The organism is Serratia sp. CY71090 (assembly GCF_052166845.1).
In the GTDB taxonomy this organism is placed as follows: Bacteria; Pseudomonadota; Gammaproteobacteria; order Enterobacterales; family Enterobacteriaceae; genus Serratia; species Serratia nematodiphila.
The window spans coordinates 415,512-440,133 of record NZ_JBJNOA010000001.1; the positions used below are offsets into that span (position 1 = coordinate 415,512).

The 24,622-nt window shown below is 59.8% G+C and carries 20 protein-coding genes and 1 pseudogene; 13 read left to right on the forward strand and 8 right to left on the reverse strand.

The genetic code is table 11. From position 1 onward, the window contains the following. The 7 genes from citX (at window position 1) to dhbA (ending at window position 7,372) form a co-directional block, all read left to right on the forward strand. Window positions 1-549, forward strand: a complete 549-nt coding sequence (citX, locus tag ACJ8OK_RS01975; RefSeq protein WP_442530358.1) for a citrate lyase holo-[acyl-carrier protein] synthase — start codon at window positions 1-3, stop codon at window positions 547-549. Then, window positions 530-1,414: a triphosphoribosyl-dephospho-CoA synthase CitG gene (gene citG / locus ACJ8OK_RS01980; RefSeq protein WP_033632624.1), complete on the forward strand. Its 885-nt coding sequence runs from the start codon at window positions 530-532 to the stop codon at window positions 1,412-1,414. The genes citX and citG overlap by 20 nt, the downstream gene beginning before the upstream one ends. A 25-nt stretch (window positions 1,415-1,439) precedes the next feature. Further along, window positions 1,440-2,903 (forward strand): anion permease, encoded by a 1,464-nt coding sequence (locus ACJ8OK_RS01985; RefSeq protein ID WP_016927089.1) that lies wholly within the window; start codon window positions 1,440-1,442, stop codon window positions 2,901-2,903. Between the two features lie 146 nt (window positions 2,904-3,049). Next, the gene (agp, locus tag ACJ8OK_RS01990) at window positions 3,050-4,279 is read left to right on the forward strand and encodes a bifunctional glucose-1-phosphatase/inositol phosphatase (RefSeq protein ID WP_082996617.1); all 1,230 of its coding nucleotides are present in this window, start codon (window positions 3,050-3,052) and stop codon (window positions 4,277-4,279) included. A 161-nt stretch (window positions 4,280-4,440) separates the two neighbouring features. Then, a complete protein-coding gene (locus ACJ8OK_RS01995) occupies window positions 4,441-5,133 on the forward strand; it encodes a 4'-phosphopantetheinyl transferase family protein (protein WP_082996618.1) in 693 nt (230 codons plus the stop codon). Between the two features lie 189 nt (window positions 5,134-5,322). Then, window positions 5,323-6,513: an isochorismate synthase gene (locus ACJ8OK_RS02000; protein ID WP_082996619.1), complete on the forward strand. Its 1,191-nt coding sequence runs from the start codon at window positions 5,323-5,325 to the stop codon at window positions 6,511-6,513. 100 nt (window positions 6,514-6,613) lie between these two features. After that, a complete protein-coding gene (dhbA, locus tag ACJ8OK_RS02005; protein WP_031300685.1) occupies window positions 6,614-7,372 on the forward strand; it encodes a 2,3-dihydro-2,3-dihydroxybenzoate dehydrogenase in 759 nt (252 codons plus the stop codon). 1 nt (window position 7,373) lies between these two features. Here the strand turns inward: dhbA and rarD are convergent, their stop codons facing one another. Beyond that, window positions 7,374-8,252, reverse strand: a complete 879-nt coding sequence (rarD, locus tag ACJ8OK_RS02010; RefSeq protein ID WP_049242401.1) for an EamA family transporter RarD — start codon at window positions 8,250-8,252, stop codon at window positions 7,374-7,376. Window positions 8,253-8,391: 139 nt separating this feature from the next. Between rarD and alkB the strand changes: the two genes are divergently transcribed. Then, complete coding sequence (gene alkB, locus ACJ8OK_RS02015) at window positions 8,392-9,039, forward strand: DNA oxidative demethylase AlkB (RefSeq protein ID WP_082996620.1); 648 nt, start codon at window positions 8,392-8,394, stop codon at window positions 9,037-9,039. On the opposite strand, the gene ACJ8OK_RS02020 is transcribed toward alkB, so the two are convergent. After that, window positions 9,022-9,957 (reverse strand): LysR family transcriptional regulator, encoded by a 936-nt coding sequence (locus tag ACJ8OK_RS02020; RefSeq protein WP_135638340.1) that lies wholly within the window; start codon window positions 9,955-9,957, stop codon window positions 9,022-9,024. The two genes, alkB and ACJ8OK_RS02020, sit on opposite strands and share 18 nt — an antisense overlap. Window positions 9,958-10,043: 86 nt before the next feature. Between ACJ8OK_RS02020 and ACJ8OK_RS02025 the strand changes: the two genes are divergently transcribed. After that, the gene (locus ACJ8OK_RS02025; RefSeq protein ID WP_033633626.1) at window positions 10,044-10,673 is read left to right on the forward strand and encodes a serine-tRNA(Ala) deacylase AlaX; all 630 of its coding nucleotides are present in this window, start codon (window positions 10,044-10,046) and stop codon (window positions 10,671-10,673) included. Window positions 10,674-10,686: 13 nt separating this feature from the next. On the opposite strand, the gene ACJ8OK_RS02030 is transcribed toward ACJ8OK_RS02025, so the two are convergent. Next, window positions 10,687-10,929: a hypothetical protein gene (locus ACJ8OK_RS02030; protein ID WP_085336749.1), complete on the reverse strand. Its 243-nt coding sequence runs from the start codon at window positions 10,927-10,929 to the stop codon at window positions 10,687-10,689. A gap of 216 nt (window positions 10,930-11,145) precedes the next feature. Here ACJ8OK_RS02030 and ACJ8OK_RS02035 point away from each other — a divergent pair. Further along, a pseudogene (locus tag ACJ8OK_RS02035) lies at window positions 11,146-11,247 on the forward strand (glycosyltransferase family 2 protein); the annotation flags it as partial. 110 nt (window positions 11,248-11,357) lie between these two features. Here ACJ8OK_RS02035 and ACJ8OK_RS02040 read toward each other — a convergent pair. The 4 genes from ACJ8OK_RS02040 to ACJ8OK_RS02055 all read right to left on the reverse strand — a co-directional run bounded on the left by ACJ8OK_RS02040 (window position 11,358) and on the right by ACJ8OK_RS02055 (window position 17,546). Continuing rightward, complete coding sequence (locus ACJ8OK_RS02040) at window positions 11,358-12,998, reverse strand: Na+/H+ antiporter (protein WP_016927100.1); 1,641 nt, start codon at window positions 12,996-12,998, stop codon at window positions 11,358-11,360. A gap of 194 nt (window positions 12,999-13,192) precedes the next feature. Next, window positions 13,193-15,532, reverse strand: coding sequence for a membrane-bound PQQ-dependent dehydrogenase, glucose/quinate/shikimate family (locus ACJ8OK_RS02045; protein WP_085336747.1), 2,340 nt, complete (start codon window positions 15,530-15,532; stop codon window positions 13,193-13,195). A 457-nt stretch (window positions 15,533-15,989) separates the two neighbouring features. Beyond that, entirely contained in the window at window positions 15,990-16,163 is a 174-nt protein-coding gene (locus ACJ8OK_RS02050; RefSeq protein ID WP_153303162.1) for a hypothetical protein, read from the reverse strand. 495 nt (window positions 16,164-16,658) lie between these two features. Further along, window positions 16,659-17,546 carry a helix-turn-helix domain-containing protein gene (locus ACJ8OK_RS02055; RefSeq protein ID WP_033632630.1) on the reverse strand — a complete coding sequence of 296 codons (888 nt, stop codon included), beginning with the start codon at window positions 17,544-17,546 and terminating at the stop codon, window positions 16,659-16,661. A gap of 698 nt (window positions 17,547-18,244) precedes the next feature. Here ACJ8OK_RS02055 and ACJ8OK_RS02060 point away from each other — a divergent pair. Further along, window positions 18,245-19,093 (forward strand): helix-turn-helix domain-containing protein, encoded by an 849-nt coding sequence (locus ACJ8OK_RS02060; protein ID WP_228392528.1) that lies wholly within the window; start codon window positions 18,245-18,247, stop codon window positions 19,091-19,093. A gap of 714 nt (window positions 19,094-19,807) precedes the next feature. Here the strand turns inward: ACJ8OK_RS02060 and ACJ8OK_RS02065 are convergent. After that, on the reverse strand, window positions 19,808-21,727 hold the full coding sequence (locus ACJ8OK_RS02065) for a sigma-54-dependent Fis family transcriptional regulator (RefSeq protein ID WP_060559873.1): 1,920 nt from the start codon (window positions 21,725-21,727) through the stop codon (window positions 19,808-19,810). 279 nt (window positions 21,728-22,006) lie between these two features. Here ACJ8OK_RS02065 and ssuD point away from each other — a divergent pair, with 279 nt between their 5' ends. Next, window positions 22,007-23,179: an FMNH2-dependent alkanesulfonate monooxygenase gene (ssuD, locus tag ACJ8OK_RS02070; protein ID WP_033632632.1), complete on the forward strand. Its 1,173-nt coding sequence runs from the start codon at window positions 22,007-22,009 to the stop codon at window positions 23,177-23,179. Then, window positions 23,179-24,558 carry an FAD/NAD(P)-binding protein gene (locus ACJ8OK_RS02075; RefSeq protein WP_442530359.1) on the forward strand — a complete coding sequence of 460 codons (1,380 nt, stop codon included), beginning with the start codon at window positions 23,179-23,181 and terminating at the stop codon, window positions 24,556-24,558. The genes ssuD and ACJ8OK_RS02075 overlap by 1 nt, the downstream gene beginning before the upstream one ends. Window positions 24,559-24,622: the final 64 nt, after the last annotated feature.

Genomic DNA, 24,622 nt, shown 5'->3' on the forward strand with positions numbered 1-24,622 from the left:
ATGGCCGCCGTCGATCCTCAACTGGCCGCCGAACGCGCGGCCAGCCTGCCGGAGCTGCTCACCAGCCGCGAATGCCGTCAGGCGCGCCAGCAGGCGTGGCTGGCGCAGCACCAGTGCACGCTGCTGGTGCTGACGCTGGTCGTCCCCGGCCCGGTGAAGGACAGCGCGCTGACGCGCGGCATCTTCAACCTCGGGTGGGCGGCGCTGCTGCGGCTGTGCGCCGAGCAGGGCTGGCCCAGCCCGCAGGCCGAAGCACTGGCGCTCTCCACCGGCTGCGAAGGTTTTGTTGCGCTGCGCGCCGATGCCCAGCGGGTGAAGGACTGCGCCATGCAGCTGGAGGTGAGCCGCCCGATCGGCCGGCTGTGGGATATCGACGTGCTGGATACGCAGGGGCGCATTTTGTCGCGCCGCGATATCGGCCTGCCGGAACGGCGCTGCCTGCTGTGTGGCCAACCGGCCAAGATCTGCGCCCGCCAGCGGCGGCACAGCAGCGAGCAGCTGCTGCATGAAATGGAAAGGATGTTCAACGATGCGATCTCTGCCGATTAACCTGCCCGCCCGCCGTGCCGAACCGGCCTGCGACTTCGCCCGCGCCGCCTTTCGCGCGCTGCTGGTGGAGGTCAACCTCACGCCCAAACCGGGGCTGGTCGATCGTCATAACACCGGCGCCCACCGCGACATGGATCTCGGGCATTTCTACCGCAGCGCCCGCGCCATCGGCGTGTGGCTGCCGCGCTTTATCCAGCGCGGGCGCGAAGACGCGGCTCTGCCGGCAGAACAGCAGCTGGCGCGGCTGCGGCCGCTGGGCCTGGCCTGCGAAAACCAGATGTTTCGCGCCACCGGCGGCATTAACACCCACAAGGGCAGCGTGTTCTCGCTCGGGTTGTTGTGCGCCGCCTTCGGCCGCCTGCAGCAGCAGGGGCGCGCCATCGGCGCAGCGGCGCTGTGCGCCGAAACGGCGGCGATGTGCCGAGGATTGGTGGACCGCGAGCTGCGGCGCAACAACGCCGGGCAGACCGCCGGCCAGCGGCTGTTCGCTGCCTACGGCCTCAGCGGCGCGCGCGGCGAGGCGGAGGCCGGTTTTCGGCTGGTGCTGGACGGCGCGCTGCCGCTGTATCGGCAACGGCTGGCCGCCGGCGGCGACGAACAGCGGGCGCTGCTGGACAGCCTGCTGTGGCTGATGGCCCACAACGATGACACCAACGTCGCCTCGCGCGGCGGCATGCACGCCCTGCGCTGGCTGCGGCGCCGGGCGGCGTTGCTGCTGGCGCAGGGCGGTTCGGCCGGGGAGGCGGGCCTGGCGCGCCTGCGGCGCTTCGATGCCGATTGCATTGCCCGCAACCTCAGCCCCGGCGGCAGCGCCGACCTGTTGATAGTGACCTGGCTGCTGGCGCAGCTGGGTGCCCAAGAATAATAACCAAGCCTTCAGGAGAGTCCCTATGTCCCAAACCCAGGAAAAGATCTGGAAAGCGATAGCGCCGCTGGCGGTGCTCGCGATCCTGTTATTGATACCGGTGCCCGACGGCATGCCGCCGCAGGCGTGGCACTACTTCGCCATCTTCGTGGCGATGATCGTCGGCATGATTCTGGAGCCGATCCCGGCCACCGCCATCAGCTTTATCGCGGTGACTGTCAGCGTGCTCAGCGCCAACTGGGTGCTGTTCGGTGCGCAGGAACTGGCGGAGCCGGGTTTCAAGGCCGGTAAAGAGGCGCTGAAATGGGGGCTGGCGGGCTTCTCCAGCACCACCGTCTGGCTGGTGTTCGGCGCCTTTATTTTTGCGCTGGGCTACGAGGCCACCGGGCTGGGGCGGCGCATCGCGCTGTTCCTGGTGAAATTCATGGGCAAGCGTACGCTGACGCTGGGCTATGCGGTGGTGATCATCGATATCCTGCTGGCGCCGTTCACGCCGTCCAACACCGCGCGCACCGGCGGCACGGTGTTCCCGGTGGTGAAAAACCTGCCGCCGCTGTTCGATTCCTTCCCTAACGATCCCTCTTCGCGCCGCATCGGCGGTTACCTGATGTGGATGATGGTGGTCGGCACCAGCATCAGCTCCTCGATGTTCGTCACCGGCGCCGCGCCGAACGTGCTGGGCATCGAGTTCGTCGGCAAGATAGCCGGGGTGCACATCAGCTGGATGCAGTGGTTCCTGGCGTTCCTGCCGGTCGGCCTGCTGCTGCTGATCATCGCGCCGCTGATCTCCTACTATCTGTACAAGCCGGGCGTGACCCACAGCAGCGAAGTGGCCGCCTGGGCGAATACCGCGCTGGGGGAAATGGGCAAGCTGACTCGCAAGGAGTACACCCTGATCGGCCTGGTGCTGCTCAGCCTGTGCCTGTGGGTGTTCGGCGGCAAGGTGCTGGACGCCACCGCGGTGTGCCTGTTGGCGGTGTCGCTGATGCTGGCGCTGCACGTGGTGTCGTGGAAAGAGATCACCAAATATTCCAGCGCCTGGAATACGCTGGTTAACCTGGCGACGCTGGTGGTGATGGCCAACGGCCTGACGCGCTCCGGCTTTATCGACTGGTTCGCCCAGACCATGAGCACCCACCTGGACGGCTTCTCGCCGAACATGACGGTGGTGGCGCTGGTGCTGGTGTTCTACTTCGCCCACTACCTGTTCGCCAGCCTGTCGGCGCACACCGCCACCATGCTGCCGGTGATCCTGGCGGTCGGCAAAGGGTTGCCGGGCGTGCCGATGGAGCAGCTGTCGATGCTGCTGGTGCTGTCGATCGGCATCATGGGCGTGCTGACGCCGTACGCCACCGGGCCGGGGGTGATCATCTACGGCTGCGGCTACGTGAAATCGAAAGACTACTGGCGCCTGGGCGGCATTCTCGGCGTGGTGTACATCGCCGCGCTGCTGCTGATCGGCTGGCCGATCATGAGCCTGTGGTACTGAGTTGACGCACAGCGGCCGCCGCCCGGCGGCCGCTGGTACGATCTTTTCCCGTGAACCCTGTCACACACTTGTCACACTAACCCCGCCATCATACGCAGGCAAACGCTAACACCTTAAAAATAATCATTTTCCGGGAGCCTCTGCGGATGAGAAAAAAAACGTTATTGCTGTGCCTGCCCTTGTTATTCACCGGGAACGCGCTGGCGGACGCCGGCGGTTATCAACTGGAACAGGTGCTGGTGATGAGCCGCCATAACCTGCGCGCGCCGCTGGCCAACAACGGCAGCGTGCTGGCGCAGTCCACGCCGAAGGCCTGGCCGGCCTGGGAAACGCCGGGCGGCCAGCTGACCACCAAGGGCGGGGTGCTGGAAGTGTACATGGGGCACTATTTCAACGCCTGGCTGAAGCAGACCGGCCTGTTGCCGCAAGAGGGCTGCCCGACCGCCGGCAGCGTGTACGTCTACGCCAACAGCCTGCAGCGCACGGTGGCCACCGCACAGTTCTTCAGCAACGGCGCGTTCCCGGGCTGCGACGTCAGCGTGCACCATCAGGACAAGATGGGCGAGATGGATCCGACTTTCAACCCGATCATCACCGACACCGGCGAAGCCTTCAACCAGCAGGCGCTGGCGGCGATGAACGCCGCGCTGGGATCGCTGAAGCTGGACGCCTCGTATCAACAGCTGGCGAAGATCATCGATTACAAGGATTCCGCCGCCTGCAAGACCGACAAACACTGCGACCTGACCAAAGAAGCCAGCGTGATGAGCGCGGTGCCGGGCAAAGAACCGGGCGTCTCCGGCCCGCTGCGGGTGGGCAACTCGCTGGTGGACGCCTTTATGCTGCAGTACTACGAAGGTTTCCCGATGAAAGAGGTGGCCTGGGGCAAAATCGCTACCCCGCATCAGTGGAAACAGCTGGCGCAGCTGAAAGATGGCTATCAGGATTCGCTGTTCACCTCGCCGGTGGTGGCGCAAAACGTCGCCAGGCCGCTGCTGACCTACATCAACAACGCGCTGCTCGGCGAGCGCAAACCGGACGCGCCGAAGCTGACGGTGCTGGTCGGCCACGACTCCAATATCGCTTCGCTGCTGTCGGCCATGCAGTTCCAGCCGTATCAGCTGCCGCAGCAGTACGAGAAAACGCCGATCGGCGGCAAGCTGGTGTTCCAACGCTGGCGCGACGCGCAGAACGACCGTGTATTGCTGAAGATCGAGTACGTCTATCAGTCCACCGAACAGTTGCGCAAGGCGACGCCGCTGACGCTGCAAACCCCGCCGCAGCGGGTAACGCTGGCGCTGAAAGGCTGCCCGATCGACAAGGACGGTTTCTGCGCCTGGAGCGATTTCGAGAAGACCATGAAGGGCATCCTGTAATGCCCAGCCTCTCTCCCGAATGCGGGGGAGAGGCCTCTTCCCATCCCGGCTAACGCGCCGCCGTGCCGGCCTTAACGCCATTTATTTTGCCCAGGGTCATTGTTGCAGGCGGTTTCGGGGGCTAACATCATCAGCCTGCCTGCTTATCATGGATACCGCCGTTGCCCACTTTTATCCGCAATATCGAATTTTTCACGCCGGACGGCTATCCGGGCCAGGTGGCGCGCTGCCAGTTTGCGCTGGCGGATTACCGCGACGACAGTTTTTCTGAGGCGGGCTTTGCGCTGCCGGACCATCTGGCGCGCGCGGTGCCGAAACGCCGTGCGGAGTATCTGGCCGGGCGTGTTCTGGCGCGCCAGCTGTTGGCGCCACTCGGTTTCGCCGACTTCACCCTGGCGCGCGGCGAAGATCGCGCGCCGCAGTGGCCGCCGGGCATCGCCGGGGCGCTGAGCCATAATTCGCATACCGCGCTGTGCGCCGTGCATCGCGAGAGCGGGCTGGGCGGCGTTGGGCTGGATGTGGAGACGCTGCTGTCTGACGAGCGGGCGGAGGAGCTGTGGAGCGCGATCGTTTCACCGGCGGAGCGCGAGGCGTTGCTGGGCGAAACGCTGCCGTTCAACGCGCTGCTGACGCTGACGTTTTCCGCCAAAGAGAGCCTGTTTAAGGCGCTGTATCCGCAGGTGCGTTGTTACTTCGATTTTCTTGATGCGCGCATGACGGCCGTGGATGTGCAGCGGCAGACGTTCGTATTAGAGCTGCTTAAGACATTGACGCCGCATTGCCCCGCCGGGCGCCGGTTCAGCGGGCATTTTTGGCGTGAAGGTGACGACGTCACGACCTTTATTTTTTGCTAAAATTCAATAATAACAATGTGTTATTTCTTTTCGTGCCGTAACGCGAATTTGACTCAGCGGGCGGAAAGATTCATTCATCGGAGATTGACCCACGGTGGGGAACCGGTGTAATTTACCATCCCTTTACAGCTAATGATAACTATTCGCATAAACATTATCATTGGTGAAGCGCAACAAAGGAGTGGTCTTGTGGCGACACTGACGACAGAAAACCAAACCTTCCCCGGGTTTGCGTACGCCGAACAATCGACCTTTTTGTACCGGTCCGAATTCCGTTCCCTCTCCGCCAGCGGCGTGTTCGAGCGCATTGAGACGCCGGCGTTCGGCGGCGAGCAGGAAGACAGCGCGCTGGCGCAGCATATCCGCCAGACGTTGGCGCGCGCCAAAGCCGCCGGCCAGGCGGTACCGGTGGTGGTGGGCGCCATTCCGTTCGATACGCGCCGGCCTTCCAGCCTGTACGTGCCTGAAAACTGCCAGTTTGTCGCCAACGACAGCTTTACCCGCGCCGCGCGCCCGATGCTGCAACAGCCGCATCGCCTGGCCGCCTGCACCAGCATTCCGGACGAGCCGCGCTTCAAGCACGCGGTGGCGGAAGCGGTCAGCCGCTTCAAACAAGGCAAGCTGGACAAGGCGGTGCTGTCGCGCATCCTCGACATCGAGCTGGAGCAGCCGGTGGCGGGTCACCAAATCCTCAATAACCTGATGGTGCAGAACCCGACCGGATACCACTTCTCCCTGCCGCTGGCCGATGGCGGCGTGCTGCTCGGCGCCAGCCCGGAGCTGCTGATCCGCAAGCAGGGCGGCGAAATCCACACCAATCCGCTGGCGGGGTCGGCGCGCCGTCAGGACGATGCGCGGCAGGATCGCCTCGGCAGCGAGCGCCTGATGCGCTCGACCAAAGACAAATACGAACACAAACTGGTGATCGACGACATTCGTCGGCGCCTGGCGCCGCTGTGCGCCAGCCTGAGCGTACCGAGCGGCCCGTCGCTGCTCAGCACCGGCACCATGTGGCACCTGTCCACCCGCATTCGCGGCGAGTTGCTGAACCCCGCGCTCAACGTGATGCAACTGGCCTGCCTGCTGCATCCGACGCCGGCGCTGTGCGGCTTCCCGACCGAGAGCGCCCGCCAATTGATCGCCGATCTGGAACCGCACGATCGCGGCCTGTTCAGCGGCATCGTCGGCTGGTGCGACGCCAACGGCGACGGCGAGTGGGCGATCGTCATCCGCAGCGGCCTGCTGCGCGGCAACCGGGTGCGTCTGTTCGCCGGCGCGGGCATCGTCGCCGCCTCGACGCCGCAGTCCGAGTGGATGGAAACCGCCGCCAAACTGGGCACCATGCTCAACGCTTTCGGCCTGAACAGCGGCGCGCTGTAGGGCCACTGTGCGGCGCAGCGCGCCGCATCACATGCTTTTCGCAGGAGACAACGATGAACAACAACATGACCCGGCTGTGCGCCCGGATGGCGGTGCGCGCATGAGCATTCAGATGGATTTCACCGGCAAACGCGTGTGGGTGACCGGCGCGGCGCGCGGCATCGGCGAGCAGATCGCCCGGCATTTTTTGACGCAGGGCGCCGAGGTGGTGGGGTTTGACCGCGAGTTCGCCAACCCGGATCTGCCTTACCCTTGCGTGACGCTGGACATCAGCCGGCCGGAGCAGGTGGAGGCGGTGTGCCGCCAACAGCTGGCGGAAAACCCGCGACTGGACGTGTTGGTCAATGCCGCCGGCATTCTGCGCATGGGCAATACTGAAGATCTGAGCGTGGATGACTGGCACCAGTGCATCAACGTCAACGCCTCGGGGGCGTTTTACCTGTTCCGCGCCGTGCTGCCGCACTTCAAGGCGCAGCGCAGCGGGGCGATCGTCAGCATCGGCTCCAACGCCGCGCACGTGCCGCGCGCGCAGATGGCGGCCTACTGCGCCTCCAAGGCGGCGCTGACCAGCCTGAACCACTGCGTGGGGCTGGAGATGGCGCCGTTCGGCGTGCGCTGCAATCTGGTGTCGCCGGGCTCGACCGACACGCCGATGCAGCGCGGCATGTGGCAGACCGACGATGCACAGCAGCGCACCATCGCCGGCTTCCCCGAGCTGTTCAAACTGGGGATCCCGCTGGGTAAAATCGCCCGCCCGGACGAGATCGCCAACGCGGTGTTGTTCCTGGCCTCCGACTTGGCCAGCCACATCACCATGCAGGATATCGTGATCGACGGCGGCGCCACGCTGGCCGCCTGAGTCAGACCCGCTGGCGGCGCAGCAGGTGCTGCGCGCCTTCCGCCGCCAGCAGCAGCACCGCCAGCCAGATCGCCAGATAGGTTGGCCATTCGCTTTGGCTGATGCTCTCGCCGAGCAGCAGCGCGACGATCACCAGCAGCACCGGTTCCACATAGCTCAGCAGGCCGAACAGGCTGAACGGCAGCAGGCGGCTGGCGAGGATATAGCACACCAATGCCACGGCGCTGATGACGCCGAGCAGCGGAATGCGCCAATACAGCTCGGTATTGATCTGCAGCGCCGCGGCGCCACCGTCGCCGAAGGCGAACCAGGCCGCAGCCGGCAGCATCAACGCCAGCTCGCACCACAGCCCGCCGAGATTGTCGGTGCCGAAACGCCGCCGCAAAATAAAGTAGAGCGGATAACCCAGCGCCACCACCAGCGTCGGCCACGACACGCCACCCGCCTGATACAGCTCATTACCCACCCCCACCATGGCGCATGCCACCGCCAGTTTTTGCAGCAGCGACAGCCGATCGCGGTAAATCAAACGGCCCACCAGCACCATGGTCAGCGGCAGCAGAAAATAACCGAGCGATACGTCGAGCGCCTTGCCGTGCAGCGGCGCCCACAGGAACAACCACAGCTGCACCCCCAGCAGCGCCGAGGTGAGCAGCAGGCCCAGCAGACGCGGCGGCCGTTGGCCGATCCAGGCCAGCGTGTCGCCCACCTTGCGCCAATCGCCGGACAGCGCCATGAACAGCGTCAGGAACGGCAGCGTCAGCAGCGTGCGCCAGCCGTAGACCTGCTCGCCGTTCAGCGGGGTGAGGGTAGAGGTGAAGTAATACATCGCGCCGAACAAGATGGAGGCGACGACTGAAAGAGTGATGCCCTTAATCACACGCATTCCTGGTGAGTGATTGATTTTATGGCGGCTACTGTAGAGAAATTTGCCGCCAACAACAATGGCGCCGCCGGGCGCTGGACAATCGGCGGCGGCGGGTTACAATGGATACTGTGTATTCATACAGGTTTTGGCGATGACAATCGATCTTTTTGAAGACGCGCTGCCGCCGCCGTGGCGCGAAGAGATCGCCCCCGGCGCGGTGGTGATGCACGGCTTCGTGCGCGATCACGGGCCGGCACTGCTGGCGGCGGTGCAGGGCGTGGTGGCCCAGGTGCCGTGGCGGCATTTGACCACCCCCGGCGGGCACGTGATGTCGGTGGCGATGAGCTGGTGCGGCAACGGCTGGACCAGCGACAGCCGGGGCTACCGCTATTCGGAACGCGACGCGCGCAGCGGCAAACGCTGGCCGGCCATTCCGCCGATCCTGATGGCGCTGGCGGACGAAGCTGCGCAGCAGGCGGGCTTCGGCTCCTTCGTGCCGGATTCCTGCCTGATGAACCGTTACGATCCGGGCAGCAAGCTGTCGCTGCATCAGGATAAAGACGAACACGACTTCGGCGCGCCGATCGTCTCGGTGTCGCTCGGGCTGCCGGCGGTGTTTCAGTTCGGTGGCCTGCAACGCAGCGACCGGGCGCGGCGCATCCCGCTGGCGCACGGCGATGTGGTGGTGTGGGGCGGCCCATCTCGGCTCTGTTTTCACGGCATCCTGCCGGTCAAGGAAGGCTACCACTCGCTGGTGGGGCCGCACCGCATCAACATCACGCTACGCAAGGCGCTTTAACTGCGGCTCCTGCGCCAGGCAGGCGACGAGATAGTCGATAAACACCCGCAGTTTGGGCGGCAGATACTGGTTGGGCGCGTAGAGCAACCACAGGCCGCCGTGATAGCTGCTGAGGAAATCCCATTCCGGCAACACCTGCACGATCTCGCCGTCGTCGAGCGCCTGGCGGGCGGTAAAGTACGGCAGGCTGCCGATGCCGATATGCCGTTTCACCGCGTCCAGCCGCACGCCGGTGTGGTTGGCGGCGTAGCGGCCGCGCACGTTGACCGTCATCGTTTTGCCGCTGCGGCGGAATTTCCATTGCGCGTCGCTCGGCGTTTCCCCCAGATAGATGCAGCTGTGCGCCGCCAGATCGTGCGGGTGCTGCGGCGCGCCGTGCTGCGCCAGGTAGTGCGGCGTGGCGCACAGCAGATGGTCTATTCTCATCAACTGGCGGCCGATCAACCCGGGCGACGGGCGATCGGTAATGCGCAGCGCCAGATCGACCCGATCGTCTATCAAATCCATGTAGCGATCTTCCAGCCGCAGCCGCACGTCCACCTTCGGGTAGCGGCGCAGGAACTCCGGCATGTGCGGATGCAGCACGAAGCGGCCCACCGCTTTGGGTACGCTGACGCTGACCAGTCCTTCTGGCTCCGCGGCGCCGCGCCCGCCGATCGCCATCACCGCGTCGGCCGCCGCCAGCAGGGTGCGGCAGTGCGCAAACACCTCTTCGCCGCTTTCGCTCAGCCGCAGTTTGCGGGTGGTGCGGTGCAGCAGCTGCAGCGTCAGCGCCTGTTCGAGCTTCGCCACGCTGCGGCTGACGGCGGAAGGCGAAGCGCCCAGCTTGCGGGCGGCGGCGGAAAAGCTGCCGCTCTCTACCACCTGAACGAAAACGGCCATTTCGGCCAACAGCGCGTAAGAAAGATTTGTGCTCATGACGCAAAAGTCCATTGTGATGGCGGCGGATTATCCTCCGATTATGGCATGAATATAATGGCTCTCCGAACCGAGGAGAAAAAATGATGACCGAGCGACGTTATTACTACAGCGACGATTTACAGGGCCAGGCGCGGGTGTTGAGCTGTGCGCCGGCCGAGGCGGGCGCTTACGCCGTGGAACTGGACGCCACGCTGTTCCACCCGCAGGGCGGCGGCCAGCCTTCCGATGTGGGGTCGTTAGGCGGCGTTACCGTGCTGCGGGTGCAGCAGCAGGGGGATACCGTGGTGCACTTTACCGCCGCGCCGCTGCCGAACGGGCCGGTTACGATGCAAATCGATGAAGCGCAGCGTCGGCTGCACGCCCGCTGGCACTCCGCTGGGCATCTGATCGGCTGGTTGGGCGAAACCCGGGGCTGGCGGCCGGTCAAGGCGCATCATTGGCCGGGGGAAGGGCGCATCACTTTCGCGCCGGGATCGGATGCGCAGACGATAGAAGTGGACTTTTTGCAGGCGGAGCTGATGCGTTTGATCGCCGCCGATCTGCCGCGCCGCCAGCAGGCGGTGGACGGCCTGCGCCAGGTCGGCTTCGGCGAGTTGCCCGCCTACGGCTGTGGCGGCACCCATGTCGCCGCGCTTGGCGAGGTGGGCGCGATCGCGATTACCGGCCTAAAGATGAAGAAAGGGCAATTGAACGTGCAATATGAGCTGGGTTGAATAAGGGGGCGGCTCAGCGCCCGGCCTGCCGCAGCTGGGTGCAGAATGCGCATTGGCATCCCGCTACCGGCACCGCCGCGCAGCTGCCGATGCTCACCGGCTGGGCGTCCATGGCGTGAAAGCCGTAAAACAGATGTTCGATGTTTTGTTCCGCCACCCGCGCCTGCTCCGGGCGCGGTTCGGGCACTTTCGACTGAAACGCTGCGGCCTTGCCGGCCAGCAGGCTGAGAAACAACAGCGACAGCTGGATTTTCATCGTCGTCTTCCCTTTACTTGTTTTTTGATACGTTATAACAAAACCAAGGCGCCGCCAAGCGCCGCTCTCGCGCTCGGCGCCCGCCAGCGCGTGAGCCGGTGCGGTGAACGCCCGAGTCGAATTCAGTTTTCTCTTTGATTTCATTGAAATTGATGAAATAGTCAGATGCCATCATCCAGGGCATGACAGGGCAGCCAATATTCTAAATACTTAAATTTTCAGCGCGCCTGGAAAGCGGGCCGGGTCGGGGCCGTGACCGGCGTTTACGCGGTGTCCTACAGCTTTTTGAAGTATTTCAAGGCGTGGTACCACAGATAGCCGAACGGCGGGCGTGGCGTGAGCTCCCGTTCGGTTGCGGTGCGCGATTGCGGCTTTGGGCCGGCAACCGCGCGCCGAAGGCGGGGGGCGAACCGCCTTCATCTCCTCGTTTAAACGCTGTCTTCAGCGATCAGCACCTCAGTGATATCAATGCGATGCAGCAGCTTTCTCTGTTTCTCATGGCTGATTTTCTTCATGCGGCGCAGCCGGTACAGCTCTTCTCTTTCCGCGTGCAACGAGGCTAAGTACAACTGCTTTTCCAGCCGCTTCAGCGCCACGATATTCTTAACGTCTTCTTTGGTCAGAATTTTACGTTGCAGCACGTCCAGCATCCGCCGCGTCGTTTCTTCAATCAGCTCCGGCGTGGCGTCGTCCGGCGGGGCGACGAGCAGCTTTTCCTTGGTTTCGTTAACGGCTTTGGTCGCCGCGCTCGCCAAGGCTTCTGAAACGGAGAAAGCCTCTTCCTGATCTTCTTCCGGCGGCAAATTGCCGCGCAACAGGAAGGGCAGCGTGACGATGCCGACGACGATCGACAGCAAGATGACCCCCGAGGCGATAAACACCAGCTGATACCGCCCCGGGAATGGCGAGCCATCCAATAAAAACAGCGGAATTGACAGCACGCCCGCCAGGGTCACCGCCCCTCGCACCCCGGCAAAGGCGGCGACGAACAGATCGCGCGTGCTGAATTTCGAAAATAACAGCGGATCTTTGCGCATCAGGGTCGCGCTGCCGACCTTCATCAGCCACAGCCAAATCAAACGCACGGCGATCAAACTAAAATAGATGATCACCACGTAAGCCAGCAGCGTCTCCAGGCTGATGGAATGATCGATACCGGTTTGCGCCACGGTGAAGTTCAAGATGCCTGGCAGCTGCAGCCCAAGCAGAATAAACACCATGCCGTTAAACACGAACTCGAGCATTTCCCAAATATTATTGGTGCGTAAACGCACCAGCGGCATGCTGCGATTCACTTTGGATTGGCCAATCATCATGCCGGCGCTGACGGCGGCCAGGATGCCGGATACGCCGATTCTTTCCGCAATCAGATAGCAGGAAAAGGGCAGTAACAGCGAGAAAATAATCTGGGTGGCGGAATCGTTATACATCCATTTATGGATGAACTTAACCATTTGATTATAGAGAAAGACAATAATGATGCCGCACAGCACCCCGCCAATCGATACCTGCAGAAAAGTCAGAAAGGCGCTCTCCAGGGTAAACGCCATCGCGCCGAGCGCGACAGCGATGGAGAAGTTGAGGGAAACCAATCCGGAGGCGTCGTTCATCAGCGCCTCCCCTTCGATCACGCTCATCACGGGTTTGGGCATGCGTCCTTTACCGACAATGCCGGACAGCGCCACGGCGTCCGTTGGCGACAGAACGGCGGCCAGGGCAAACGCGGCGGCGAGGGGGATTGACGGGAGCAGGAAGTGAATCAGATAACCCACCCCGACGACCGTGATGATCACCAGCACCAAGGCCAGACAAAGGATTTCTCTGCCGTAATGGATGAACTCTTGCGCCGGCGTTTTCCAACCGTCGGCGAACAGCAGCGGGGGAATAAACAGCATCAAGAAAAGCTCGGGATTGAAGTCGATATGCAACCCAAACTGCGGCCAGGCCAAGACGGCGCCAACGATGATTTGCATCAGCGGAAGCGGGATTTGGAAGGGCAAGATGCGCGTCACGACGCCGGACAACGAGACGGTGAGCAATAAGATCAATATGGTGAAGAATGTTTCCATCGTGAACCTTTTGTGGATTTAATTTTTCTCGCCGTTATCAAACGGTTTTTCTGCATGCCGCCCCTCAGGCGGGCTCGTCGGCCAAGGCTAAGCAGCGGCCATGGCGGCCGCTGTCGATAAAGAAAGCGCAGTTGAGCAAGGCCGGTCTTCGCCCCGCTTGCCTGTGGGATGGCGCAGACAAACGGGGCAAAGGGTTAAGGCAGCGCAAACGCCATCACGTAATCGCCGGTTTCTGACGAATGCGCGGCGCCGCCGACCACAATAACGATGTATTGCTTGCCGGTTTTAGGCGAAACGTAGCTCATCGGCGTCGCGCTCGCGCCGACCGGCAGCGCATATTTCCAGACTTCTTTGCCGGTGCTGCTGTTATAGGCGCGCAGATAATAGTCCTGGAAGCCGGCGAAGAAGACCAGGCCGCCGGCGGTCGTCATGGTGCCCGCGTAGGTGGGCATGCCAACCGGCATCGGCAGATGCGATCTGATGCCCAGTGGCCCCATTTTTTCGGCGGTGCCGGCCGGTATCTGCCAGGCAATCTTTTTGTTTTTGTAATCGACGGCGGTGATCGTGCCGTAAGGGGGTTGGTTGCAAGGCACTTCGAGCGGCGACATCCACATCAACGTGATCATGCCGTATGGCGTGCCGATCATGGGAGAAGGCCCATGGCCATCGATCACTTTTTGCGGGTACTGTTTCGCGACGCGTTCATAGTTGTCGCGCGCCACTAACCAAAACACATTCGGGATGCGCACATCGTTCATGTAAGCCAGATGGTTCACAGGATCAATCGACATGCTCCCCCAGTTGAGTCCGCCTAAATTGCCGGGCTGCTCGAGCGTTGGGCGGGTGCCGATCGGGGTCATGTCGCCCTGGTAATTCATCTGTTTGAACAGGATGCGGCAGGCCATCTGGTCAAACAGGGTGGTGCCCCACATTTTTTCTTCGGTCAGGCGTTCGGCGCCAATGGTCGGCATGCCGACGGAGAACGGCTGGGTTGGCGAGAGGCGCTCTTCCTCTGCGGCGCCTTGGGTCGGCACGGCTTTCTCTTCAACCTGCGCCAGCGGTTTGCCGGTCTCCCGGTTCAGGTAGAAAATCTGCCCGCGTTTGGTGCCGAGCAAAAGGGCGGGCACCGGGCGATGTTGCTCATCAAAACCGTCCACCAGCGCGGGTTGGGATGCGAGGTCATAATCCCAAATGTCGTGATGCGTGGTTTGGAATTTCCAGCGCTCACGGCCTGTTTCAATATCAATGGCGACCAGGGCAGAGTTGTACGCATCCGAATTTTCCGGGCGATTCATGCCGTAATAGTCGGGCGTTGCATTGCCAAGCGGCGCATACAACAAGCCTAATTTGTCGTCATAGGCGGCGGTGGTCCACATATTCGGCGTGCCGCGCGTATAGGTGCTTCCGGCAGGCGGAGCCTTGGTGATGCCCGGGTTGCCTAAGTCCCACGCCCAGTCCAACTCGCCGGTTTTGGCGTCGAACGCCCTGATGACGCCGGAGGGCTCGCCTTTCATTACGTTATCGATAACCCAGCCGCCGACGATAATCTTCCCTCTGGCGATGGTCGGCGCCGAGGTTTGGAAGTAATAACCCGGTTTGACTTCCCCCATATGCTGGCCGAGATTCACCTCACCGTTTTGACCGAAGGCGGGGCATTTCTGGCCCGTTTTGGCATCCAGCGCAATGAGGCGGGCATCGATCGTGGTGTGAACGATCGTTTTCTCGCACAGCGCGCCTGGCGCAATATCTTCATTTTTGTAGTAGCCAAGCCCGCGGCAGCGTTGCCAAACGGGGGAGGTGGAATGCGAGTCAAATTTCCAGCGCGCTTTACCCGTATCGGCATCGATAGCGGTGATAAGACCGTTGGGCGTACAGCTATACACCACATCATCAATCGCGAGCGGGGTGTTTTGGTCCACGCCCGGCCGGAAATCGCCGGTGCGATAAACCCAGGCGAGTTTCAGGTCTTTGACGGTTGAACGGTTCACCTGATTGAACGGCGCGTAGCGCGTTCCTTCCGTCGTGCGGCCATAGGCGCTCCAATCGGCAGGCGCATTGTCGCTTTTGCTCTCGATAAACGTCACGTCGCCAGCAGGGGTAATTTCGCCATGGGGAAAGAAGGCGCCGATAAAGAAAGCGACAAAGGCCACGGATAATGCCGAACCGGCGATGTAAGCCTGCTTTTGACTCTTGGCGCCGTGCAGGTATGAGGGAAGTAAAAACGCGGCGATAATAGAGAGGCCGGCGGGCACCAGCAGGCGAGGGAACAATGCCCAGTAGTTAAGCCCCGATTCCCAAAGCGCCCACAACAACGTCATCAAAAACAGCAGGCCGGTTAAGTAACAAGCCGATTTGCTGCGCTTGAGGACCAGCACTGCGGCGGCGATGTAGCCTATCCCGGTAATAGCATAGTAGAACGATCCGCCGAGGGCGATCAGCCAAATTCCCCCCACGGTTAACGCGACGCCAGAAAAAACCAGCAAGCAAAAGAACGTGATTATTGCGGCTCTCTTACCAAACGATGTTCTAATCATATGTTTTCCTTTGACTTTTAAATCCACATTGGATCACCATCCCATCGCTGCCAACGCGTGAAAATGCAGGCGCGAAAGGCAAGGCATTTCCCGCCTTGAGACTTTTTATTCTTTAACGCTTTAGGGGCATTGAGTTGTCGTTTTGATATCCATTTCAACAGTGGCCATTGCGGCTTGGATCCGTCGCCAGACCAAGATAAGGGTTTTTTATTGGGCGATGACAGAACGCGCGCGATAAAAATAACCATCAACATTTTTATTTAATACCGGGTTGTAACCGTCTCGCAGAGATACGGTTGTGGGTGCGCTGTGCAATCCGATATTTTATAGCAGTGATAAGCGCATTGAATGAAAGAGCCTCTCTGGACTAATTATTTAGAGTGATGATGAATGCGGAACTGCTTTTAATCACGAGGTTGCGTAGAGGTTTACCCTGCGTTGAGTTCAGGGTGAAACGTCATTCTTTATCAAGCCGGTGTCGATAGAAGCGGCGAAAAAAATGATTCAATGCCATTCTTTCCCCATCGACATAGACAATATAACCTTTCCCGCGTTCGCCGACGGTGACTTTTTCAACATTAACATTAGGATAGTGTTTTTTTAGGTTTTTAGACCATGCTTGGATACTCATAATTCTATTTTCCTGACGCGCTTTATTCTTGTTTAAGGCATATTGATAGCACCCGTAAAAATAAGTCTCGTGGAAATAAAATATCGTCACTACCTGGGGATGTCTACAAGCGTGCGGGCGGGATAAAGCGAAAAATGCCGGTTGCGCTCAGGCAGGGTATTTAATGAAAATGTAATAAAAACAACAAGTTGCCCAATCAGTCGCACAAAAAGCAAATGTGGGTAACACATTGATATTTAATGTTTTGGTACGTAAGTCATATCGAAGTCAACGTTTAACGGATAAGCGGTTATTCCTTGTGGGGGCGAGAAAATCTCATCTTGGCGCGATCTTTAGGGAGGTATTGACGCGTTTTCCAATTAGATAAGTCTTAAAGTTGGTGCTTTGCGGCGAGTGGATAATGAGTGGTTTTGAGCCTAAATTCATCATCACTCTTTATTGATAAATATAAATAATTACCCTTTTTAATAAATAGCAACGCCGATAGTGACAAGGTTAGCGCTCTGGCCCAGGCGCTACCTCTTTCTCTCTGTGCTTGATAGGGAAGACAATGGGGATATAGGTCTTCATCTCTATTCTATCGCCGCCTTTGGGGGTGATGATTTCAATGAGAAAGCGATCGATCATGCCAACTTTATTTATCGGGAATGATTTGGTGTAGATACTTTGCGTGAATTTTTGCGCCTCATCGCTTGCGCCGTCAAAACTGAACTCTGCAAAAAGTTGCATGTCTTTTTTTCCCTGGGCGTCGGCCAGGGAGGCAAGCACGCTGCCAAGACAGTCTTCTTCTGAAATATAGAGGGTCTTCAAATAGATGCTGACGTAATTCTCTTTCTTGATGCTCGCGCCAAAATTGAAAAAGTTAATCACGCCGCTATCCGTTTTTTTCATGTTATCAATTGCCGCCAATCGCAGCGCGGAAACCGCAGGATGGAAGTGATATATTTCTGCATCAACGCCATCCCCTGAATCGTCGAAAAACTTTGGCAGGTGCACATAGCGATGCTCGGGAATGCCGTCGAGAAACAGCAATGGGATGGCGGAGGACACGTCCCACGATTTACTTTTGCGATACTGCATCGGCGAGGTTCTGAATTGCTTGCGGAAAGCTCGCTCAAATGATTGATATGACTGAAAATTTAGCGTTTTAACGATATCGGAAATAGAGAGGTTCGTCGCTTTCAACATAAATGCGGCGCGAATGAGTTTTCTGCCCCTCACATAGCTTCCGAAAGTCATCCCTGTTTCATCTTTAAACGCTTTTTGGATATGCCCGCGTGAATATCCGCTTTTTTCTGACAGCATCTCAACGGTGAGCTTCTCATTGAACCCACTTTCTTCCACCCAGGCGAGCAGCTCCTCAATGACTTTGGTTATAAACATGCAGGAGCTCCCTTTTAGTTAACTGCCTAATGGTTGCGTTGGGTAAAATAACGCGTTATCGGTATTCAGCGATAAGCCCCCAATTTATCCGTTCTTTTAGGCAATATCCTGAGTATAGAACGCTTGCAATATTAACGCGGTAAATTAAAAAAAATGTACTTAAAAGTGTCATTTACCAAATAGCCGCGTATGGCAAGAAGTCGAACGTGAAGGGGGGGCATTTTTGATTTTGTTAATTTATTGATTTTTATTGATTTTTATTGGGGTTCCAAGGTGAAGGGAGAACGATTTTTGCTCATTGATAGATAAAAACTCTATATGGCTGTCAATTTATTGACAGTAACATCTTTTCGAATCGGAATAATTAACTATTCTATGTTTAAGAGTGGGTGGTTAAGCGGAAAATAGGCAGGCAAGGCATTGCGTAATTAAATGATGGTTAATCCAGGGGGGCGTCAAGGGTAATGATATTCAGAGAAGCGTATGTATGCTTTATTTTCACGATAAATAGCGTTTGCTATTTATCTTCTGGCTGTGGCCCGCGCTTTTTGAGGCAGAATAAACGCTGAGCGTTGTTCTGTCTTGGCGTCCGTGGTTTATCAGCGTTTTTCCACACGACTTCTTTGTGAATCTCATCTTGTGCGAGAGGTGAATCGGCATCTTTCGCCCTGGAAATGATTTTTTTTGCAATGTGATGCGTGGATATATTTGAACGGATATGGGAATGCCATTCTTCGAAAGAAAGCAAGTCGGACAGCTTTTGGTTCCGCAAGAAGAGAGATGCATTCAATAATAAAAATAGCAAGATGACAGGCTTTACTATGGATTGTTCTAACAAGTTCAGACGCAATATTTTAGATGAGATAATCGCTATCATTGAAAAAGCCATTGATACACAAAGCCATGTATCAATAAGGGCGCTATCCATTAAGTCAGGGTATTCCATCGGGCATTTACAGCGGATGTTCTATTTGTATGAAGGGATGAAGATAGGCACTTATATCAGAAAGCGCAGACTAAGCCGCGCGACGTTATTGCTGAAATGTACCGATCTGAAGATCTATGAAATCGCGTTGCTTTCCGGATTTAGTTCTCAGCAATCATTTAGCCGTGCGTTTTCAAATCAATTCGGTTGCCCGCCGAGAACATTCAGAACTCTGCGCGATTGGCCTTTTCTCAATTATCAACCGATTATTGGCTTCGATAAAGAGCCTTTCCCCAGCAGCATCGTGTACTTGAATTTGCATGAGTATTACGAGAAAAAAAGGATCGTGCAACTGCTTTCACCGGTAATCAGCCGGGGGCAGATGAAGGTAAACGTAAAGAATCCAATAACCTGTAGCCTGTACAACGCATCGGCAAAGTACATTGCGATCAGACGCAATGAAAAAAAGATGAGCGAAAACGAGTTCATCCTATCGCTCTATGAGGGGGTGTTGGCTTCCCAGGATATCTTCATCACGCAAAGCGTAATCTTTAAAATTCACGATCACTGCCCAGGTGAAAAGGAAAACGTCAGCATGTGGTATTTCATCCCGATAAAATGAGCTTTGTTTATCGCGCGCGGCAGAAGGTTGCCTGATCACAACGGAAAGCTTTGGTTATGCCATCGATATTTTGATGGCGCCCTCCCGTCACCCCCCCATAAGCCTGTTTCCGTCAACGGAACGGTTGGCGAGGAAGAAAAAAAACCGACCGCGAGGGTCGGTAAGCATGGGGTATTCAATAGGTATGACAATACTACAATTAAATAATAGCGCGTGTTTGGTTTTTTTCTTTACCGAAAAGTGTTATTTCACGGAGCAATTGGCCCAGCATACGCACATCCTCTTTTACAATAAGACTGGGGGCCGTGACGTGCAGGCATCATGAAATGAAGATAAAAAAAGCCGGCGATTAACGCCGGCCAATGAAACATCGAAATCTCTCTGAGATGCACGACCTCTACACGGTAAATAAGGCTATGCGGTTGCTATTTAACCCCGCCTGCTGCGCTTTTTTTTACCAAAAAGAGATATTTTTGGCAGGCGAGGAAAGGAAATAAAAAAGCCGGTCGGACGACCGGCGAATGCGAAAATAACAGGGTAACGTTAATTGAAAGTGCACATAAAATGATAGCGAATTAATCCTAGCACTGACATCGGCGGTATATTTTACCTAAAAATGTCTTTGCGGCATTGGCATTACCGCCCGGCTCTGACGGCGGAATGAGTTTGTGCGAGAGGAGAAAGGGCGGCCGATACTGCGCCCCCGAAGCCAGGCTAAGATCCCAGCGGCCAGACCGCCTCGCGCACGGCGATCGCTCTGGGCAGCAGCCCGAGGGCGTAGAAGCGGTCGGCGATGCTTTGCTGCTGGCGGATCACCTGCAAATCCATGGCGCGGATCTCGTGGCTGCGGCGCGACAGCGCGAGTTCCAGCGAGGCGCTCGCCAGCCCCAGTTCGTCGGAAAGGTGACGAGCGGCTTCTCTCGGCTGCGCGGCAATGTAGCGGCCGGTGTGCTGCAATGCTTGCATCAGCGGCTGCAACAGATCGCCCGAGCGCTCGGCGAAGTCGCGGCGCGCCAGATAGAATTGCTGATTGAGCACTCGCTGGGTGCCGTCGGCGATCACGCGCAGTTCCCCGCTGCGCTGCGCGTCGCTGAGCAGCGGATCCCACATCATCCAGGCGTCCACCGCCTGCAGGTCGGTCGCCGACAGCGGATACTTCGGCGGCGCGTAGACGATACGCACATCGTTCAACGTCAATCCCTGTTCGTCCAGCATCTGCAGCAATAAATAGTGCACGTTGGAGCCTTTGTTGAGCGCGATGCGTTTGCCGCGCAGATCGGCGGCGCTGTGTATCGGGCTGTCTTGCGGCACCACCATCGCCACGCTCTGCGGCGCCGGCGGCTCAAAACCGACGTACACCAGCGCATTGCCCTGTGCCTGGGCGAAGATCGGCGGCACTTCGCCGGTGGTGCCGAAGTCTATCTCATCGCCGTCGAGCGCGTGCAGCAGCTGCGGCCCGGCGGGAAACTCGCTCCACAGCACGCTGATGCGCTGTGTGGCGAAGAGCTGTTCCAGGCTTTGCCGCGCCTTGAGCACCCCGAGGTTGCCGAACTTTTGATAGCCGATGCGCAGTTCGCGTTCGGGCAGCGGCGCTGCGGCGATGGCCGGCGAATGTGCGGGTGCGCCGGCGCTGCGACGGCGCGGTTTGATCAAACCAAGATGCGCCAAATGGGTGCGCAGGGTATTGCGGCTGACGCCGAGCAACGACGCCGCTTGCAGCTGGTTGCCGCCGCTGCGTTCGAAGGCGTTGCGCACCAGCGCATCCAGCACCCGTTGGTAAAGCTGCGCGCTGTCGCCTTGCAACTGCTGCTGCACAAAGCGATCGATGGCGTCATCGCCGCCGCCGTCGTTATCCGTCAGGCGATGGGTGAGCTGCAGTTGCTGCGGGGCGATCGCCCCCTCCTGGCTCAGCAAGACCGCATTATGCAGCGTGTTCTCCAGCTCGCGCACGTTGCCGGGCCAAGGGTAGTCCAGCAGCGTCTGCTGCGCTTCCGCCGTCAACCGCGGCAGTGGCCGTTCCAGACGGCGGGCATACAGCGCAAGAAAATGTCTGGCCAGCACCGGAATATCGTCCGGCCGCTGGCGCAAGGGCGGTAAAGTCACCGCCGCCACGTTCAGGCGGTAATAGAGATCTTCACGGAACCGCCGTTGGCGAATCGCGCCAGCCAGATCGACGTGGGTGGCGGCGATGACCCGCACATCGATCTTCAGCGGTTTGCGCGAGCCGACGCGGGTGATCTCCCGCTCCTGCAGCACGCGCAGCAGCTTGACCTGCAGCGACAGGTTCAGCTCACCGATCTCGTCCAGCAGCAGGGTGCCGCCTTCCGCCGCTTCGAACCAGCCCTGATGAGTGCCGACGGCGCCGGTGAAGGCGCCTTTCTCATGGCCGAACAGTTCGGCTTCCGCCAGGCTTTCCGTCAGCGCGCCGCAGTTGACCGCCAGGAAAGGTTGATGGCGGCGCGCGCTGTGGTGGTGCAGATAGCGCGCCACCACTTCTTTGCCGGTGCCGGTTTCACCGACGATCAGCACGGTGGCGTCGGTGGGAGCCAGCCGATCGAGCACGCTTTGCAGAGCGAGCGACGCCGGATCGATCAGCACCGGTTTGTCGGCGGCGAACGGTTGGGGATCGTACATGGGCGTCTCCTGTCTGACGACGATGGGGAAAAAAATCTTATCCCAGCCAATGAGCCGCCGCGAGAGGATAAAAGGCGCACGGTGCTGCATTGGCAACAGCTTTCCGCCGCCGCCTGCTGCCAATGCAGCAGCGTTTTGACGTCGATATCTCATCAATATATTGATATGCATTGGTTTTTTTAAATCTGCAATGTGGCACGCATCCTGCTTTTCTTTTTATAACCAAGCAAAGTTTTTCTATCGATAAATAATGAAAATAGTTATATAGGAAAGGCATAAATGACTGAGTCAGTGAAAGATCGCATCAACGTTTTCTGGTTTCTGCCGACCCACGGCGACGGTCGCTATCTGGGCACGGCGCAGGGCGGGCGCCCGGTGGACCTGCCTTATTTGCAGCAGGTGGCGCTGGCCGCCGACAACCTCGGCTATTACGGCGTGCTGATCCCAACCGGTAAAAGCTGCGAGGATTCCTGGCTGGTGGCGGCGGCGTTGGCGCCGATCACCCGCCGGTTGCGCTATCTGGTGGCGGTGCGCCCCGGCCTGCAGCCGCCGAGCCTGGCGGCGCGCATGGCGGCGACGCTGGATCGGCTGTCGGACGGGCGCCTGCTGATCAACGTGGTGACCGGCGGCGATCCGGTGGAAAACAAAGGGGATGGCATCTTCCTCAGCCATGCCGAACGCTATGAGGTGACACAGGAATTTCTCACGGTGTATCAACGGCTGTTGCAAGGGGAGAAGGTGGATTTCAGCGGTAAGCATATTCGCGTCGAAGGCGCCGAATTGCTGTTCCCGCCGGTGCAGGAAAACGGCCCGCCGCTCTATTTCGGCGGCTCATCGTCGGAAGCGATCGACATCGCCGCCGGGCAGATCGACACCTACCTGACCTGGGGCGAGCCGCTGGCTCAGGTGGCGGAAAAGCTGGCGGCGGTGCGCCAGCGCGCCGAGCGGCAGGGGCGTAAACTCAGCTATGGCATTCGCCTGCACGTTATTGTGCGCGAAACTGAAGACGAAGCCTGGGCGGCGGCCGAGCGACTGATCGCGCATCTGGATGACGACACCATCGCGGCGGCGCAGCAGATCTTTGCGCGCATGGACTCTACCGGCCAGCGCCGCATGAGCGAACTGCACGGCGGCTCGCGCGAGAGTCTGCGCATCGGCCCCAACCTGTGGGCCGGCGTCGGCCTGGTGCGCGGCGGCGCCGGCACCGCATTGGTGGGCAATCCGCAGCAGGTGGCGGCGCGCATACGCGAGTATCAGGCGCTGGGCATCGACAACTTCATCCTTTCCGGCTATCCGCATCTGGAAGAGGCTCACCGCTTCGCCGAGCTGGTGATGCCGCTGCTGCCGCTGGCGCAGTCGACTCATCAGACGGCTCGCACGATCAATACCGGCCCGTTTGGCGAAACCATCGGCGGCGATCGTCGTCCCGGCCCGGCGCAGCGGGAGGGCTGATGGCGAAGCGTGCCCATATTATCGTTATCGGCGGCGGTTTCACCGGCGCGGCGCTGGCGATCCAGCTGGCGCGCGGAGCGGTGGATGTCACGGTGATCGAACCGCGCGCCGCGCCGGGCTATGGCGTGGCGTATTCGACCACCGAGCCGACTCACCGCATCAACGTCCCGGCCGATAGGATGCAGCTGGCGGATGAACCGGCGGGGGATTTTGACCGCTGGTTCCGCGAGAGCGGCGGGCTGGCGGCCGATCCGCAGGCGTTGTGGCGCGACGGTAAAGCCTATCCGCAGCGCGGCGCCTTCGGCCGCTACGTCGAGGAACGTTTTCATCAGGCGGCGCAGTCGGGCCAGGCCCGCTTGCGGCACCTACGCGATCGGGCGCAGCACCTGCAGCCGCAGGCGCAGGGCGCGTCCGTCATCACCGCCGGCGGCGAACGGCTGTGGGGCGACTATGTGGTGTTGGCGACCAGCCATCCGCCGCCCGCGCTGCCGCGGCAGATCGCCCCGGAACTGGCGCGCGACGCGCGTTTGATCGCCAATCCCTGGGCGGAGGGGGCGCTGGATGAGATTGAACCCGATGAATCGTTGGCGATCGTCGGCAGCGGGCTGACGATGGCCGATGCGGTGGCGGCGTTGCACCGCCGCGGGCATCGCGGGCCGATTACCGCGTTCTCTCGTCACGGCTTGCTGCCGCGTGCCAATGCCGAAGGGGAGTACCCGACGTGGTCGTTTACCCCGCCATCCGGACTGCGTGACGGGGTGCGGCAGGTGCGCCTTGAGGTGGCGCGCGCCGCTCGGCAACGGGTGCCGTGGCAGGCGGTGTTGGACGCGGTGCGCGCCCAGGGCCAGCGCCTGTGGCAAGCGTTGACGCCGACCGAACAGCAGCGCTTTCTGCGGCATCTGCGCGCCTATTGGGACGTGCACCGCTATCGCCTTGCGCCGCAGGTGAGCACGCTGCTGACGGAGCAACAGGCAGCGGGCACGCTGCAGGTATTGGCCGCTCGTCTGCGGCGGGCGGAACCCGCGCCGCAGGGCGTGCGCTTGACGATTCTGCCGCGCCAGGGCGCAGAGCGGGCGCTGCAGGCGCAGCGGTTGCTGATCGCTACGGGGCCGGCTCATGCCGGCCTGATCGCCGCCAGCCCGTTGCTCAGTTCGCTGGCGGAGCAGGGGGCGCTGCGCGCCGATCCGCTGGGATTGGGGCTGTGGGTCAATGCCGACAGCCAGGCGATCGGCGGCGACGGCCTTGCCAACCCGCGCCTGCTGGTGGCCGGCCCGGCGGCGCGCGGGCGCTTCGGCGAACTGATGGGGCTGCCGCAGGTGGCGGAACACGCCCAAAGCGTCGCGCAATACCTGCTGGCGCGATGTCCGGCTGCAAACTGATCGTCCATTCCCGTTTTTAACACCCTAAGACCCCCCATCCGGCCCGGCTCCGCCCGTGGCCGGC